Raw genomic sequence first — 15,643 nt, forward strand, 5'->3', positions numbered from 1 at the left:
ATGTGTTTGCCGCTTACGCGGCACGTGAGCGTACGAAATCCCCGGTACCCATGGCATCAAGGGCCGACGGTCCAGAATCACCCGGACCGTCGGCCATCCCTCGTGCAATATAGGGGCTCGCGGGCTTTTCGCCGACAGCTGCGCCAGCCGATCCTGACGACACGGTGCCGCCAGCCCGATTTTTCGCGCCCGGCCTGACCAGCCGGATGATCCGGCGCACCAGCGACGGGCGGCTCGGATCGGGAACCGCGCGCGAAAAATCGACATCCGGCAGCATGCCGCGATGCGGCCGGCGGCGAACCTCGGCGTGAACCGCCGACGAATAGGTGTCGCCGATCAGCAGCGCCCAGGTCGGCAGTCGGTGAATATGCAGGCTCCTTGAGCCGGGTATTCTGTAGGGATCGAACATCGGTCCGTCCTCCGTGTGAAAATAGAGATAAAAAGGCGAAGCAACATCGTCCGCCGGCATTCGGCCGGAGGCACGCATTGCGTCGGTCTGGACACGATAAGCATCGGTCGGGGCACGATAAGCATCGGTCCGGACAGCTTCAGTTGGGGCGTTTAGCCCTTTTGACTTTTTGAAAAACATCGCAGGATTCCTTCGAGAGCCGAAAAATCGTTTCGGCGGGAATCGGTGCGATCAAGTCTTAGAGAGTCAGGAGAATCGTCGTACCGAAACCGCCGGCAGGCAGGTAAGCCCACGAGAGGGGCGCTGGATGTGCATGGTCATCATGAATTACCCCTCCATCGGTTCGGGTTGACAATGGAGCTGACATACCCGACTTCGCAGAAAATGGCCACCCGCAGGTCCAGCAATTTCCAAAACCGCGAGCCCGCTGTGGCCGATTTGCCACTTATTAGAAAGACGCGGAAATGAACTGTCGTCTCCGCATCGCGCTCTACCAGCCGGATATCGCCGGCAACACCGGGACAATCCTGCGCTTCGCCGCTTGCCTCGGACTTGGCGTCGACATCATCGAACCGGCCGGATTTCCGCTCTCCGACAAAGCGCTCAAACGAGCCGGCATGGACTACCTCGAAATGGCTGCCCTGACCCGGCATGTCGACTGGCACGCCTTCGAGGAACGGCGCAAGGCTGGTTCGCACCGGCTGGTGCTGCTGTCGACCAAAGCCACGACGGCCTACACCGACTTCACCTTCGCCGAAGGCGACATTCTGCTGTTCGGTCGCGAATCCGCAGGCGTGCCGGATCCTGTCCATCAGGCGGCGGATGCGCGGCTGACCATCCCCATGCAGGGCACGGCGCGCAGCATCAATGTCGCGCTTTCGGTCGCCATGGCGGCGGGCGAAGCCATCCGGCAACTCGGATAGGATCCGCAACCCATCGACAACACCATGCTTGCCGCCGCCGACGACAGTGGTTTCTCCACTCATTCTTACCCAGGCACACATCGCCTTCTCCTTCGTTTGCAGACCCCGGGTTTCTTCGCTACAAGCTCAGCTTAACTTGAGGTCAAGCGGGAAAATCAGGAATGGCACCGATAACGGAATTAACGGTCGGCCAGGTCGCCATGCGCAGCGGTGTGGCGGTGTCGGCATTGCATTTCTATGAGGCCCGCGGCCTGATCCGCAGCCACCGCACGGCGGGAAATCAGCGCCGCTACGGCCGTGACGTGCTGCGGCGCGTGGCGATCATCAAGGTGGCGCAGGAGGTCGGCATTTCGCTGGCCGAGATCGGTGAAGCCCTGGCATCGCTGCCAGAAGGCCGCACGCCGACGCGCGATGACTGGAACCTTTTGTCGACCGCCTGGCGCGACGGGCTCGATCACAAGATCGCCCAGTTGAAGAAACTGCGCGACGGGCTGACCGACTGCATCGGCTGCGGCTGCATGTCGATCGACAAATGCCCGCTGCGTAACAAGGGCGACCGGCTGGCGCGCGAGGGGACAGGGGCAAGAAGGCTGGTTGCTCCGCCTCTCTCGAGGACATCCTAGTCAGCCGCAGGCAACCGCCTGATGGTGAACTCAATCAAGTCGCCCGGCCGCTCGAACCAGCTTTCGATCTCGGTCCAGTAGGCCTGCTTGGGAAAGCGCTCGAACCATTCCTTGGCCTTGAGCCGCGCATCGGAGCGCGGCAGCACGAAGGTCTCGCGCAGGAAACCGTCGCGCGGCATACGAACACGCTCGGCACGGCTTTGGTCGAGCCTTTTCTTCAGGCCATCCAGCGGCGGTCTTGCCGGGGTGCGCACGAAACAACTCCTTGCACCTGGCGCATGACCCCGAAATCGGAATCGAGTTTCGGAAAGGATCATGCGCAAAACCAAAGTGACTTGACCCTTGCCCTTAAGAGATTAGGGATCGCGCCGGCAAAAGACGAGTCATTTGTGGGACTCGCCGCCCCAACCGGAGACGGCACTTGGAACGACCAGAAATACCGGCAGGCCTGCCCGCCGACATCGAACAGAAGAAGATGAAGGCAAGGCTGTGGTTCGAGGCGCTGCGCGAACGCATCTGCGCCACCTTCGAGCAGATCGAGCAGGATCTTGGCGGGCCGCTGGCCTCGTGGTCGCCCGGCCGCTTCGAAAAGACGCCATGGGAACGTGACGAGGGGCGCGGCGGCGGCGGCACCATGTCGATGATGCACGGCCGCGTCTTCGAAAAGGTCGGCGTCCACACCTCGACCGTCCACGGCGAGTTCTCACCCGAATTCAGGAAGCAGATGCCGGGCGCCGAGGAAGACCCGCGCTTTTGGGCATCTGGCATTTCGCTGATCGCGCATCCCTGGAACCCAAACGTTCCGGCCGTGCACATGAACACGCGCATGGTGGTCACATCTCGCCAATGGTTCGGCGGCGGCGCCGATCTAACGCCGGTGCTCGACAGCCGCCGCACGCAGGACGACCCCGACACGGTCGCCTTCCACCGCGCCATGCAATTCGCTTGCGAGAAGAACGCCGACGTCGCCGATTACCCGAAATACAAGGCCTGGTGCGACGAGTATTTCTATCTGTCGCACCGCAACGAGCCGCGCGGCACCGGCGGCATCTTCTTCGACTGGCTGCATTCGGGCGAGGACAAAGGCGGCTGGAATGCCGATTTCAACTTCGTCCAGGATGTCGGCCGCTCTTTTCTCGTCGTCTACGGCCACCTCGTGCGCGCCAACTTCAACGAGAACTGGACCGATGGCGACCGCGACGAACAGCTCATCCGCCGCGGCCGCTATGTCGAATTCAATCTGCTTCACGATCGCGGCACCATCTTCGGACTGAAGACCGGCGGCAATGTCGCGTCCATCCTTTCCAGCCTGCCACCCGAGGTCCGCTGGCCGTAACAAAATGGTGAGCCCGGCGTGAGCCGCATTGATGTCCCATTCGCTCGAAATGGGCATGGAATGTGGCACACGGTGCGGCGAAAAATTTCTTTTCCGTCTAATAGGCTGTTGAAAAGACTAGTCTATTTGTGGCGCCGGGTCGGGAAGCGCCGGCGGCTCGCCTGCGCGCAATTCCAGGAAAGTGCGAAACGGCTTTCCGACGGGAATTGCGTCAAGACAAAGCGAGCCGCGACCCGACGCGACCGGACGGCCCAAGACGATGCGGGACATCTTCGTCAAAAAGATACCCGCCTTTCCAGGAGTACTTCGCAATGCGCAAGATCATTGTTTCGGCTGCCGCCGCTGCCCTTCTCGCTTCCGGTTCAGTGGCATTCGCCGCCGTCAAGCACACCACCGGAACGATCAAGACCTTTGACACGACGGCCATGAGCCTGGTCCTCGATGATGGATCGTCTTTTACGCTTCCCAAAACCTTCAAGGATCCTGGCCTGACGGTCGGTGAAAAGGTCCGCGTCTCATGGGATATGAAGGGCAAGAACAAGGTCGCCGAGGCCGTCAAGGTCGCAAAATGATGGCTTGCCCGCCAGAGCAGGATGAGACGATATCCGGTCCTGTTTGGGGGTAGCGTAAGAGGGCGGAGCAGCGCCTGCTCCGCCTTTTCGCCGTTGACTGCAACCAATGCCACCCCATCTGTGTTATGCTTCTCCCGCTCGCGGCCCCAGGATCCGATCTCGGATTTGGACCGTCAGCCAAAAAAGTGCCGGAGCCTCGGGCTCCACGGAGGAAAAGGAGAAAATCCCATGAAGGAATTTCACTGCGGGTCGCTCGTGCCCGGCTGTGACTGGCACACGCGTGCCGACGAGGAGGCCGAGGTCATGCGCCGTGCCGTCGAGCACATGCGCGAGACGCATGGCGAGACGGTGATCCGCGAGACGATGATCGAGGCGATCCGCTCGCGCATCGAAAAGACCCGCGACGCGGCCTGATCTACCCGGCCTTCAAGGCTTCGGCGGCGCGCTTGAGGAGCGCGTCGCGATCAGGGGCAAACCCGGCTTCGACCCATTCCGCCTCGAGATTCCTGAGGACTTCGCCGAGTTTCGGCCCCGGAGTTGCGCCGAGCGCCGAGAGATCGGCACCTTTCAGTGGAAACAACGGCTTTTCCCATTTGATGGCGAAGGCGAGCAGGCGCGAAAAACCACCGGCTTCGAGCAGCGCCTCATTGTCCTCGACGGCGCGCACCCTGGCTGCCGCAAGCGACAGCCGCAGACGGTCGACAAACCCCTGCCGGTCACCGCGATAGAGCCTTTTCGCCAGTTCGCCCTCGGTCGTCTTCGGCTCGACGGCGCTGGCAAGCGCCCAGTGACGCAGGCGATCCGCTTCGGCGGTCGAGAGTTTGAGCCGCTCGGCGAGCGTCTTCATGCGCGCGGCATCGGGCGGCACGATCGCTTCCAGTCTGAGCAGCGGGTCGGGTGCCCAGCCCAGATCCTTCCCGGCCTTGGCCAACCCATGGATGGCATCGATGCCCCATTTCTCGCTTTCCGGCAGCGCTGCGGTCAAGACACCTGCCTGCCGCATCCAGAGCAGCGCCCGTGACGGATCGGGCGCCGACAAAAGTTTCTTCAGTTCCGACCAGATTCGCTCGGACGAAAGCTGGGCCAGCCCTTCCTTAAGCCGGGCACAGGCTTTCAGCCCTTCGGCGTCCGGCCGCCCGTCGCCGTACCAGGCGAAGAAGCGGAAGAAGCGCAGGATGCGCAGGTAGTCTTCGCGAATGCGCGCTTCCGGGTCGCCGATGAATCGCAGCCGGCGCGCCTCGATGTCGGCAATGCCGCCGACCAGGTCGACCACCTTGCCATCGGCCCCGGCATAGAGCGCGTTGATGGTGAAGTCGCGCCGCTCAGCATCGAGCTTCCAGTCGCGCCCGAACGACACTTTCGCGCGCCGCCCGTCGGTCTCGATATCAGCGCGCAAGGTGGTGATTTCATAAGGTTTTCCGCCGGCAACCACGGTGATTGTCCCATGCTCGATGCCGGTTGGCACCGCCTTGAACCCTTCCGCTTCGGCGCGGCGGAGGGTTTCCTCCGGCAGGCAGGTGGTGGCGATGTCGATGTCGGCGACCGGCTGGCCCATCAGCGTGTTGCGCACCGCGCCGCCTGCGACTCGCGCCTCTTCACCGCCTTCGGCCAGTGCGAACAGCAGGCGCTGCAGATGCTTGTCGCCGAGCCAGTCGGCCCTGTCCGCGATCGAGACACTCACGCATAAAGCCTTTCATAGAGGGTACGGATGATGCCGGCGGTGACGCCCCAGATGCGCCGTTCGCCGTAAGGCATGTCGTAGAAGAACCATTCGAGATCGTTCCACATACGGCTGTCGCGCTTGTGGTTGGCCGGGTCCATCAAGAAGCGCAGGGGCACTTCGAAAGCGGCGTCGACCTCGTCGGCGTTGAGCGTCAGTTGGAAACCGGGCAGCACGATGCCCAGCACCGGCGCGATGCGGTAGCCGCTGCCGGCCACATAGTCGGGCATGCGGCCGATGATCTCGATGCGGTCTCGGCCAAGCCCGATCTCCTCGAAGGTCTCGCGCAGCGCCGCAGCCTCAGGGCTCGGATCGGTCGGATCGATTGTGCCGCCGGGAAATGCCACCTGCCCCGAATGGCTGCGCAGCTTTTCGGCCCGTTTGGTCAGGAGAACCGTCGCATCGCCCTCATGATCGACCACCGGGATCAGCACCGCGGCATTGCGCAGCGCCATGCCCTGATTGAGGCGCGGATGGCCGGGGTTAAAGCGATGATCGCCATAATCGTCGCCTGCATGCGCATCGGGCTGCACGGCAAAACGCGCGCGAAAATCCGCGGATGAAAACGGCGCCGGCGTCACCTGGTCCATCACGCGCTCAGCCGCTTCAACTGGTCCGCCGGCATGATCGGGAACACGGCGCCCTTGGAGCGCACCGCGAACATCGTCTCGCCGCCGATCTCGACCTCCTCGCAATGCCCGACCAGTTCATACATCACCGGCCGCGCCACCAGCGCCTCCAGACGGCCACGCACCAGCACATAGGGCTTCAATCCGCCGGTCTCGTTCTCGTCGACAAAGCGCAGCGGCCGTTCCGGCCCGGCCTCGACGACATCGCCGACATTGGTGCGGAAGGTGATGGTCTGCGCTTCGCCGCTACCCGAAACGTCCATTTCGACGGCGATGAACGGCGCATCGGCGACGCGGATGCCGACCTTTTCCACCGGTGTCACCAGATAGGTCCTGCCATCGGCGTCCTTGCGCAGCACCGAGGAGAAAAGCTGCACCAGCGGCATGCGCCCGATCGGCGTGCCCAGATAGAACCAAGTGCCGTCGGACTTGATCTCCATGTCCAGATCGCCGCAGAAGTCGGGATTCCAGCGTTCGACGGGTGCCGCGCCCTTGCCGGCACGGGCGGCGCGCGAGATGAGTGCCTCGAGGCCACGCGCCTCGGTGGCACCAGTCAGGCTTTCTTCACGATGTCCCAAGGGTCCCGTCATGGTCACGAAATAGTCACTGTTGTTCCGCTTGTCAGCCTAAGTCTGTGATTTAAGTTTCGACATAGGCGCCACGCGAGGCCGAATCGCGGCAACTTATGGTATGGTGCAGCCGTTGTTCCAGCCATGGTATTCCAACCACAAGGATCGATGCGGCATGAGCGTGATGGTCAAGGAAAGCCCGATCAGCGAAAAGGACATGATCGCCGAGGCCGAAAAGGCGCTTGCCGACATCTCCCGGATCCGCGACGGGGTCGGCCGGGTCATCTTCGGACAGGAAAGCGTCGTCGAGCGTACGCTGGTGGCGCTGCTGGCCGGTGGACATGCGCTTTTGGTCGGCGTGCCGGGCCTCGCCAAGACCAAGCTGGTCGAAACACTTGGCATCGTGCTCGGCCTCGATTCGCGTCGCATCCAGTTCACGCCGGACCTGATGCCGTCCGATATCCTCGGCTCCGAAGTGATGGAGCAGGACGAGACCGGCAAACGCTCCTTCCGCTTCATTCCCGGGCCGATCTTCGCCCAGTTGCTGATAGCCGACGAGATCAACCGCGCCTCGCCGCGCACCCAGTCGGCGCTGCTGCAGGCCATGCAGGAATACCACGTCACCATTGCCGGCGCCCGCCATGACCTGCCGGCCCCCTTCCATGTGCTGGCAACCCAGAACCCGCTGGAGCAGGAAGGCACCTATCCGTTGCCCGAGGCCCAGCTTGACCGCTTCCTGATGCAGGTGGATATCCTCTATCCCGAAATCGAGGCAGAGCGCCGCATCCTTCTGGAAACCACCGGCATCGAGGACGCGAAAGCGCAAAACGTGCTGCAGCCGGTGCGGCTGAAGGAGATCCAGACGCTGATCCGCCGCATGCCGGTGCCGGAAAGCGTCGTCGAAGCGATCCTGACGCTGGTGCGCTCGGCGCGCCCGGGCCAAGGCAACGCCGAGACCGACAAGAACGTCGCCTGGGGTCCCGGCCCGCGCGCCAGCCAGGCGCTGATGCTGTGCACAAGGGCGCGCGCGCTTTACGACGGACGGCTGGCGCCCTCGGTCGACGACGTGCGTGCGCTGGCCGAGCCGGTGCTGCAGCATCGCATGGCGCTGACCTTCGCCGCCCGCGCCGAAGGCATCAGCGTGCGTGACGTGGTGGCGAAACTCGTGAAAGGGATTTGATGCCGCGCATCGGCGAGGTCCAGGCTCCGGCAGCGACGCGCGACGCGCTCGCCCGTGGCCGGTTGCGGGCCTCGCTTGTGCCAGACCTGCTGGTCGAGGCGCGGCGCATCGTCAACACCGTGATCGCCGGCTGGCACGGCCGCCGCAAGCGCGGCATCGGCGAGAATTTCTGGCAGTTCCGGCCCTATGTCGAGGGCGATTCCTCGCGCATCGACTGGCGCCGCTCGGCCCGCGACGACCACACCTATGTGCGCGACCGCGAATGGGAAGCCGCCCATACCGTCTGGCTGTGGGCCGACCCCTCGCCGTCGATGCTCTACAAATCGACCGGCGCCAGCGTTTCCAAGCAATCGCGCGCGCTGGTGCTGGCGCTGGCCATGGCCGAGCTGTTGTCGCGCAGCGGCGAGCGCATCGCCTGGCCGGGCCTCACCGATCCGTTCACCGCCCGCAACGGCGCCGAACGCATCGCCGCCCAGTTGATGCATGCCGGCGATTTGCCGGCAAAACCCGATTTGTCCGATATCAGGCGCTTCTGCGACATCGTCATCGTCAGCGATTTCCTCGATCCCGTCGAAGAGACGATGGCCTGGCTCGACGTGCTGGCCCGCCACGGCGTACGTGCCCACCTGATCGAGGTCGCCGACCCGGCCGAGGAGACCTTCCCCTATGCTGGCCGAACCGAGTTCACCGATCCCGAGACCGGCGACAAGCTGACCGCCGGCCGCGCCGAAATGCTGGGGGATGAGTATCGCCTGCTCTACGCCGCCCGACGCCACGAACTGGCAGCCTGGTGCAAACGGCTTGGCTGGAGCTTTACCGTCAACCACACCGATCGGCTGGCTTCCGACGCGCTGGTGCGGCTGCACATGGCGATGACCACTGATGGCCCCTCAGTCAGGCCGACCGCTGACGGTCGTGCCGGCACGATCGCCGGTGGCGATCGGCCAGGAAAGGCTGTCGCATGAGTTGGCTGCCGCTTTCCTTTGGCGCCCCCATGGTGCTGTGGGGCCTCCTGGCACTGCCGGTGATCTGGTGGCTGCTCAGGCTGACGCCGCCCAAGCCGCAGACCGAAATCTTCCCGCCGCTGAAGATCCTGGCCCGCGTGCTGAAGCGCGAGGAGACGCCGCAGCAGAGTCCGTGGTGGCTGACGCTGCTCAGGCTCTTGATGGCGGCCCTCATCGTCGCCGCATTGGCCGACCCGGTCTTCAATCCGCGCGAAAAGCTGCCGGCCGAGGGTGCAGCGCTTGCGCTCGTCATCGACAATGACTGGGCAAGTGCCGCCGACTGGGGCAAACGCGTCGCCACCGCCGAGCGGCTGATCAACGACGCCGGCTCCAACGGCGTGCCGGTCGTCATCGCCTTCACCGCCGAAAAGGCCAATGCCGAGATCGGGCCGTTCGATGCCGCCACCGCCCTTGACCGGCTGCGTGCCGCCAAGCCGCGGCCGATCCCGACCGACCGGCCCGCCGTCTATGCCCGCGTCGCCGGCGTGCTGGAGACCTTGCCCGGGGCCAGTGTCGCCGTGCTTGCCGACGGCCTGGCGGCAAAAGGCGATGAAGCCGCCTTCAACACACTTTTGTCGAAAAATGCCACCCGTGTCGTCTGGGCAACCGCAGACAGGCTGTCGCTGACCGGCCTGACCACCGCCGACAACCAGGTCGACGGCTTTGCACTGACCGCCATCCGCGCGCCGGGCGACCCTGCCCCGGCTCAGGTCACCGCCGGCGCCTTCGATGACAAGGGCCGCCGCATCGCCGATGCTACGCTGACCTTTTCGCCTGGCGAAACCACCGCCACCGGCACCATGGCGGTGCCGTTCGAGCTGCGCAACGACTTCGCATCCATCGCGCTCGACGGCGAGCGGCAGGCCGGTGCGGTCCGCGTGCTCGACGAAAGCTCCAAGCGGCGGCGCGTCGGTCTATTGTCGCAGGCCGAGGCCGACCAGGCACAGCCGCTTTTGTCGCCGCTCTACTACATCAGGCGGGCGCTGCAGCCATTCGCCGATCTGGTCGAACCCTCCAGCGCCGATCTTGCCGACGCCATCCCGCAGATCCTCGACCAGAAGCCCGCGATGATCGTCATGGCAGATATCGGCACCATTCCCGGACAAGTCCGGCAGAGGCTTGTCGATTGGGTCGACAATGGCGGCACGCTGGTGCGTTTCGCCGGTTCGCGGCTGGCTACTGCGGGCGATGACGACGATCTGCTGCCGGTCCGCCTTCGCACCGGCGAGCGTTCGCTCGGCGGCGCGCTATCATGGACGTCGCCGCAGCCTGTCACCGAATTCCCCAAGGCCGGCCCGTTCGCCGATCTGGCGCCCCCGACCGAGGTCACCGTCAGCAGGCAGGTGCTGGCCGAGCCGACACCCGATATCGTCGAGCGCACCTGGGCGGCCCTTGCCGACGGCACGCCGTTGGTCACCGGACTGAAGAAAGGCAAGGGCACGCTGGTGCTGTTCCACGTCACCCCTGAGGCAACCTGGTCGAACCTGCCGATCTCTGGCAGCTTCGTCGAGATGCTGCGCCGCATCGTGCAGCTGTCGCGCAACCAGGGCGCGGCCATCGCCAATGCCGAAGCCGCCGCGGCGTCGCTGGCGCCCTATCGCATGATTGCAGCCGACGGCTCGCTGGTGCCGCCGACGCCGGACGCGCGGCCGCTTGTACCGGGCGCCGGCGCGCTGCCGGTGACTTTTGAAAACCCGCCCGGTCTCTATGGTTCCGAGACAGGTGTATTTGCCCATAATTTGCTTGAAGCCGACAGCACGCTGGCTCCGCTGGCGCGCCCGCAAATCACTGTTCCCATCACCTCGATCCAGTATGCCTTTGACGAATCGCGCAATTTGAAAGGCGCGCTGGTCGCGGCCGCCCTGGTGCTGATGCTGCTTGATACGCTGGCGGTGTTCTGGATGGGCGGCCTGTTTTCACGCCGGCCGCGTCGCGCCGGTGCCGTGGCAACCACCGCCGCGGTCCTTATTGCGCTGGGTAGCCTGTTCGGTCATGCCGACCTTGCCCGCGCCGACGACGCCACGCCGGGAGACGAGGTGGCCATCGAGGCGATTTCGAAGACCCGCATCGCCTATGTGCTGACCGGCGTGCCGGGTGACGATTCGATCAGCCGCGCCGGGCTCGAGGGCCTGACCCGCTTCCTGGTCGAAAAGACGGCACTAGAACCGGGCGAGCCGGCCGGCGTCGACATATCGAGGGACGAGCTGTCGTTCTATCCGCTGATCTACTGGCCGATCGATCCGGCCGCCCCGATGCCCAGCCAGGCCGCCATCGCCCGCATCGACGCCTATATGCAGCAGGGCGGCACGGTGCTGTTCGACACCCGCGACCAGTTCGCCAACGGCATCGGCGCCGATTCGACCAGCCCAGCGACGGAGCGGCTGCGCGACATCCTCGGCAAGCTCAACGTGCCGCCGCTGGAACCGGTACCGTCCGACCACGTGCTGACCAAATCCTTCTTCATCCTGCCCGAATTCCCCGGCCGCTTCGCCGGCAGCCCGCTCTGGGTCGAGGCCTCGCTCGACGCCAGCAACGCCGAGAACCGGCCGGTGCGTACCGGCGATGGCGTCTCGCCGATCATGATCACCGCCAATGATTTCGCCGGCGCCTGGGCGGTCGACGAGAATGGCGATGCGCTGCTGCCGACCGTGCCGGCGGACCCGATGCAGCGCATCTACGCGCTGCGCGCCGGCGTCAACATCATGATGTACATGCTGACCGGCAACTACAAATCCGACCAGGTGCACGTGCCGATACTGCTCGAACGGCTGGGGCAGTAGAATGAACTGGTCGATCTCCTTCGAACCGCTGATCTCCTGGCCCTTGCTGGCCTTGGCGCTGGTGCCGCTGGCGCTGCTTGCGCTGGTCGGCCTGTGGTTTCGCCAGCGCGGCTCGGTCTTCCGCTTCATCGCCCTTCTGGCGCTCGCCGCCGCTTTGTTCAACCCGGTGTTCCTCAACGAGGAGCGCGAGCCGCTGAAAAGCGTCGTCGCCCTCATCGTCGACCGCAGCCAGAGCCAGGACATCGGCGACCGCACCAAACAGACCGACGAGGCGCTGGCCGGGCTGCAGCAGCGTCTTGGCCGCTTCAAGCAGTTCGACGTGCGCGTCGTCGAAGCGGGTAAATCCGAAGCCGCCGAGGAGCGCACCGAGACACGGCTGTTCGGCGCGCTCGAGGGCGCCTTCCGCGACGTGCCGCCGTCGCGCATCGGCGGCGCCATCATGATCACCGATGGCGAGGTCCATGACGCCCCCCCGGCCGCGCCCGATTTCAACGCCCCGCTGCATGCCCTGATCACCGGCAACGACCACGAAAAGGACCGCCGCATCCGCTTCGAGAACGCGCCGCGCTTCGGCCTTGTCGGCAAGCCGCTCGACATGACCTACCGCGTCATCTCGACCGAAAACGAGACCGGCCCGGTCGATGTGCGCGTCTCGGTCAATGGCGAACAGGTCGCGGTCGAGCACGCCACCGTTGGCCAGGCGATGCCGCTGCAGGTGACCATTCCGGGTGCCGGGCGCAACATCGTCGAGCTCGCCATCGACCGCGAACCGGGCGAACTGACCGACACCAACAACCGCGCCATCGCGCTCATAGACGGCATTCGCGAGAATCTGCGCGTGCTGCTCGTCTCCGGCGAGCCGCATGCCGGCGAACGCACCTGGCGCAACCTGCTGAAATCCGACGCCTCGGTCGATCTCGTCCATTTCACCATCCTGCGGCCGCCGGAAAAGCAGGACGGCACGCCGATCAACGAATTGTCGCTGATCGCCTTCCCGACCCGCGAACTGTTCGTCGAGAAGATCAAGGATTTCGACCTCATCATTTTCGACCGCTACCAGCACCGCGACGTGCTGCCGATCCTCTATTACGACTACATCTCCGAATATGTCGAAAAGGGCGGCGCGCTGCTGATCGCGGCCGGCCCCGAATATGCCGGCGAAAGCTCGATCGCGCGCACGCCGCTGATGTCCGCCCTGCCGGCGATGCCGACCGGCGAGGTGGTCGACAAGGCCTTCTATCCGCGCCTCACCGAACTCGGCCAGCGCCACCCGGTGACGCGTGGGCTGGATGGCTCCGCCACCGAGCCGCCGCACTGGAGCCGCTGGTTCCGCACCATCGGCGTGCAGAACCCCGAAGGCGCAGTGGTGATGAAGGGCGCCGACAACCGGCCGCTGCTGTTGCTCGACCGCAAGGGCGAAGGCCGCGTCGGCATGCTGCTGTCCGATCAGGGCTGGCTGTGGGCGCGCGGCTTCGAGGGCGGCGGCCCGCATGTCCAGCTCTACCGGCGCATCGCCCACTGGCTGATGAAGGAGCCTGAGCTCGAGGAAGAGCGGCTGACCGCCGACGGCCGCGGCATGTTGCTGGAAATCCGCCGCCAGACGATGGCCGACGATCCCGGCCCCGCGCAGATCATCACCCCGTCCGGCAAGACCTTGACCGTCAAGCTCGATAAATCCGAGCCCGGGGTCTTCCTCGGCAGCGTCGAGACCAGCGAGATCGGCCTCTATCAGGTCGCCAATGGCGACCTCACCGCGCTCGCCCATGTCGGGCCGGTCAACGCACCGGAATTCGCCGACGTCATTTCCACCGAAAGCCGGCTGAAGGCGCCGGCTGAAGCCACCGGCGGCAGCGTGCGCCGGCTGGCGTCGTCCACAGCCCTTGGCAGCGACGTGACGCTGCCCTCCATCGTGCCGGTGCGCTCGGCTGGTGCCGCGTCCGGCAACGACTGGATCGGACTGCGCACCACGGACGACAGCGTGCTCAAGGCCGTCTCGCGCGTGCCGCTGTTCGGCGGCTTCCTCGGCCTCGGCCTGCTGCTTCTGGCAATGGGTTCGATGTGGTACCGCGAAGGACGGTAGGGCTACTCTTCCGGCTCCGTCGTGAACATCAGCGGATAGCCCTTGGCCTTGCCGGCATCGGTGGCACGCGTCGCCTTGGTCTCGGCGACATCCCTGGTGAACACGGCGACGACGCAGACGCCACGCCGATGCGCGGTGATCATCACCCGGTGCGCCTGGTCTTCGCTGAGCTTGAACTCGCCCTTCAGCACCGTCACCACGAATTCGCGCGGCGTGAAATCGTCATTGATGAGGATGACCTTGTAGAGCTTTGGCCGTTCGACCTGCGGCTTGACCTGGACGCGCGGTTTTGTGGTGATTTCAGGCATCGGAACCGACCGTTAGAGCAATTCCCGGAAAAGTGTAAAATGGTTTTCCGCCCGGAATTGCGTCAAGACAAAAGATCAGAACAGTTCGCCGTTTCCACGAAACGGTGAATTGCTTCTGGCGTAGCAACCTTGCCGCCATTCTGGCACCAGCGAAAGCGGCCGTCTATTTCGAGCGACGCGCAAAGCCGATGTCCGCGGGCGCGGCCATTCGCAACTATGTGGGAAAGTGTCGGTTGCCGTTCAACGGTCCTGACGGCCGAACATGCGGCGGCTGGGAATCTGCCGAGCGGCCGTGGCCGACGGCATATCGGACCGAAAGCGGTTTCCACCGGCATCCGCCCGGCGTTCCAGCCAGGTCGCGATCGGCCACGCGGCGACGCAGATCAGCGTCGCGCCGGTCAGCACGACCAGCAGCCAGGTCTGTGCCGGCGTGATGTAGTCCCAGCTGGTGGAAATCGCCGGCGCGAACAGCGAAGGCTCGGTGCGTCCGCTGGCCGGATCGGGCACCGGGCTGGCGGTGAACAGGATCAGCACCCTGGCGACGCCGGTGGCAACCAGGCCGCCGATCACCATCGAGCGCAAAATGGACGAAAGCCGCTTCTTCATGCGGATTGTCCTACACGGTCGGCGTTGCAAACGGGTTAAGTGTCAGTCGAGGCGGAAGCTGCCGGTGCCAGACTTCGCCAAAGATCGGTTGAACCATCGACCCGCTTCATCGCCAACGTCAGGGCTTCAGCGGTTCGGACAGGAAGAAGGCCGCTCCAGCCGAAACCAGCTGGAGCGGCCTTGGTCAACAGGCCGGCATTTTGCGCCGGACCTTATTAGGTCTTCGGGGCGTCCTTCTTGACGGCCTTCTCGGCAGCCTTCTTGTGCTTCTTGACGGTCTTCTTGACGACCTTCTTCGGAGCAGCCTTGGCCGGAGCGGCAGTCGCCGGAGCGGTGGTCGTCGAAGCAGCCGGAGCAGCGGTCGTGGTGGCGGCGGCGTTGCCGAGAGCCGGCATCGCGAAGGCGAGAGCGACGGCGAGACCGGTTGCGGAGAGGATGGACTTTTTCATGGCTTCGTTTCCTTTTTATGCGGGTCAAGTTTCGGAGTGTTACTGAACCGGGTCGTTCGGCGTCACTCCAAGCAGCTTCAAAGCACTGGCGAGCATCCGGATGCCCTGCGCCTGTTTCTTGGCGGCGCAGTACCGGTTGCCCTTTCTCTGAAGTGCCTTTGCCGCGGTGACCTGCGTTGCCGTGGCATGGGTTTCGAGGGCTTCATCAAATTGGTGGCTAAGATTGGCGCACCGTTCGCTCCGGGTTGTGAGCGTCACCTTTGCGTCCGATTGTCCGACAGCGGCAGTGACCAGGCAGAAGCCCAGCAACGCACCCAACAAACTGATCGACAATCTTGGCATCGGTTTACCCGTAAACCCGGAGACTAGCGTCGCAGCCGATGACCTGACCGCCACGAGACCAGTTATGCCCTTGAAATTTTTCAGGAGTTTTTCTGAACTGTAGAATTTTGTTT

At 64.5% G+C, this 15,643-nt stretch carries 18 protein-coding genes; 9 read left to right on the forward strand and 9 right to left on the reverse strand.

Translation table 11 applies throughout. The features are described 5' to 3' along the window. Positions 1 to 13: 13 nt before the first annotated feature. Complete coding sequence (locus tag NKI21_RS07070; protein ID WP_352440371.1) at positions 14 to 409, reverse strand: hypothetical protein; 396 nt, start codon at positions 407 to 409, stop codon at positions 14 to 16. A gap of 464 nt (positions 410 to 873) precedes the next feature. Between NKI21_RS07070 and NKI21_RS07075 the strand changes: the two genes are divergently transcribed. Together NKI21_RS07075 and soxR are read left to right on the forward strand one after the other, a co-directional pair. Continuing rightward, positions 874 to 1,332 carry a tRNA (cytidine(34)-2'-O)-methyltransferase gene (locus tag NKI21_RS07075; protein WP_023809846.1) on the forward strand — a complete coding sequence of 153 codons (459 nt, stop codon included), beginning with the start codon at positions 874 to 876 and terminating at the stop codon, positions 1,330 to 1,332. A 161-nt stretch (positions 1,333 to 1,493) separates the two neighbouring features. After that, positions 1,494 to 1,955, forward strand: coding sequence for a redox-sensitive transcriptional activator SoxR (soxR, locus tag NKI21_RS07080; protein WP_023809847.1), 462 nt, complete (start codon positions 1,494 to 1,496; stop codon positions 1,953 to 1,955). Here the strand turns inward: soxR and NKI21_RS07085 are convergent. Beyond that, positions 1,952 to 2,209, reverse strand: a complete 258-nt coding sequence (locus NKI21_RS07085) for a hypothetical protein (RefSeq protein WP_013529975.1) — start codon at positions 2,207 to 2,209, stop codon at positions 1,952 to 1,954. The genes soxR and NKI21_RS07085 overlap by 4 nt on opposite strands. Before the next feature lie 167 nt (positions 2,210 to 2,376). Here NKI21_RS07085 and hemF point away from each other — a divergent pair, with 167 nt between their 5' ends. The 3 genes from hemF to NKI21_RS07100 all read left to right on the forward strand — a co-directional run bounded on the left by hemF (position 2,377) and on the right by NKI21_RS07100 (position 4,277). After that, positions 2,377 to 3,291, forward strand: coding sequence for an oxygen-dependent coproporphyrinogen oxidase (gene hemF, locus NKI21_RS07090; RefSeq protein ID WP_023809848.1), 915 nt, complete (start codon positions 2,377 to 2,379; stop codon positions 3,289 to 3,291). A 311-nt stretch (positions 3,292 to 3,602) separates the two neighbouring features. Continuing rightward, positions 3,603 to 3,863, forward strand: a complete 261-nt coding sequence (locus tag NKI21_RS07095) for a DUF1344 domain-containing protein (protein WP_023809849.1) — start codon at positions 3,603 to 3,605, stop codon at positions 3,861 to 3,863. Between the two features lie 228 nt (positions 3,864 to 4,091). Further along, on the forward strand, positions 4,092 to 4,277 hold the full coding sequence (locus NKI21_RS07100) for a DUF1059 domain-containing protein (RefSeq protein WP_013529972.1): 186 nt from the start codon (positions 4,092 to 4,094) through the stop codon (positions 4,275 to 4,277). Position 4,278: 1 nt separating this feature from the next. Here NKI21_RS07100 and NKI21_RS07105 read toward each other — a convergent pair whose 3' ends face one another. Genes NKI21_RS07105 through NKI21_RS07115 form a run of 3 tightly spaced genes read right to left on the reverse strand, consistent with a single transcriptional unit; the run spans position 4,279 to position 6,802 of the window. Further along, the gene (locus tag NKI21_RS07105; protein WP_352773798.1) at positions 4,279 to 5,544 is read right to left on the reverse strand and encodes a CCA tRNA nucleotidyltransferase; all 1,266 of its coding nucleotides are present in this window, start codon (positions 5,542 to 5,544) and stop codon (positions 4,279 to 4,281) included. Further along, complete coding sequence (locus NKI21_RS07110) at positions 5,541 to 6,173, reverse strand: CoA pyrophosphatase (protein ID WP_023809851.1); 633 nt, start codon at positions 6,171 to 6,173, stop codon at positions 5,541 to 5,543. The genes NKI21_RS07105 and NKI21_RS07110 overlap by 4 nt, the downstream gene beginning before the upstream one ends. After that, the gene (locus NKI21_RS07115; RefSeq protein ID WP_352773799.1) at positions 6,173 to 6,802 is read right to left on the reverse strand and encodes a DUF1285 domain-containing protein; all 630 of its coding nucleotides are present in this window, start codon (positions 6,800 to 6,802) and stop codon (positions 6,173 to 6,175) included. Before NKI21_RS07115 ends, NKI21_RS07110 begins: the two co-directional genes overlap by 1 nt. A 154-nt stretch (positions 6,803 to 6,956) precedes the next feature. Here NKI21_RS07115 and NKI21_RS07120 point away from each other — a divergent pair, with 154 nt between their 5' ends. The 4 genes from NKI21_RS07120 to NKI21_RS07135 are packed head-to-tail and all read left to right on the forward strand — an operon-like array spanning position 6,957 to position 13,825. Then, positions 6,957 to 7,961, forward strand: a complete 1,005-nt coding sequence (locus NKI21_RS07120) for an AAA family ATPase (RefSeq protein ID WP_352865040.1) — start codon at positions 6,957 to 6,959, stop codon at positions 7,959 to 7,961. Continuing rightward, positions 7,961 to 8,926 (forward strand): DUF58 domain-containing protein, encoded by a 966-nt coding sequence (locus tag NKI21_RS07125; RefSeq protein ID WP_023809854.1) that lies wholly within the window; start codon positions 7,961 to 7,963, stop codon positions 8,924 to 8,926. Before NKI21_RS07120 ends, NKI21_RS07125 begins: the two co-directional genes overlap by 1 nt. Then, positions 8,923 to 11,745: a DUF4159 domain-containing protein gene (locus NKI21_RS07130; protein ID WP_352773801.1), complete on the forward strand. Its 2,823-nt coding sequence runs from the start codon at positions 8,923 to 8,925 to the stop codon at positions 11,743 to 11,745. Before NKI21_RS07125 ends, NKI21_RS07130 begins: the two co-directional genes overlap by 4 nt. A gap of 1 nt (position 11,746) precedes the next feature. After that, the gene (locus NKI21_RS07135) at positions 11,747 to 13,825 is read left to right on the forward strand and encodes a hypothetical protein (RefSeq protein WP_352865042.1); all 2,079 of its coding nucleotides are present in this window, start codon (positions 11,747 to 11,749) and stop codon (positions 13,823 to 13,825) included. A gap of 2 nt (positions 13,826 to 13,827) precedes the next feature. Here the strand turns inward: NKI21_RS07135 and clpS are convergent, their stop codons facing one another. From clpS to NKI21_RS07155, 4 genes are all read right to left on the reverse strand, one after another. Further along, a complete protein-coding gene (clpS, locus tag NKI21_RS07140) occupies positions 13,828 to 14,133 on the reverse strand; it encodes an ATP-dependent Clp protease adapter ClpS (protein ID WP_023809857.1) in 306 nt (101 codons plus the stop codon). Positions 14,134 to 14,373: 240 nt separating this feature from the next. Continuing rightward, complete coding sequence (locus NKI21_RS07145; protein ID WP_352773803.1) at positions 14,374 to 14,739, reverse strand: hypothetical protein; 366 nt, start codon at positions 14,737 to 14,739, stop codon at positions 14,374 to 14,376. Between the two features lie 215 nt (positions 14,740 to 14,954). Beyond that, on the reverse strand, positions 14,955 to 15,188 hold the full coding sequence (locus NKI21_RS07150) for a hypothetical protein (RefSeq protein ID WP_013529962.1): 234 nt from the start codon (positions 15,186 to 15,188) through the stop codon (positions 14,955 to 14,957). Positions 15,189 to 15,227: 39 nt separating this feature from the next. Next, entirely contained in the window at positions 15,228 to 15,530 is a 303-nt protein-coding gene (locus NKI21_RS07155) for a hypothetical protein (RefSeq protein ID WP_023809859.1), read from the reverse strand. Positions 15,531 to 15,643: the final 113 nt, after the last annotated feature.

This window comes from Mesorhizobium sp. M0715 (assembly GCF_040320355.1).
In the GTDB taxonomy this organism is placed as follows: Bacteria; Pseudomonadota; Alphaproteobacteria; order Rhizobiales; family Rhizobiaceae; genus Mesorhizobium.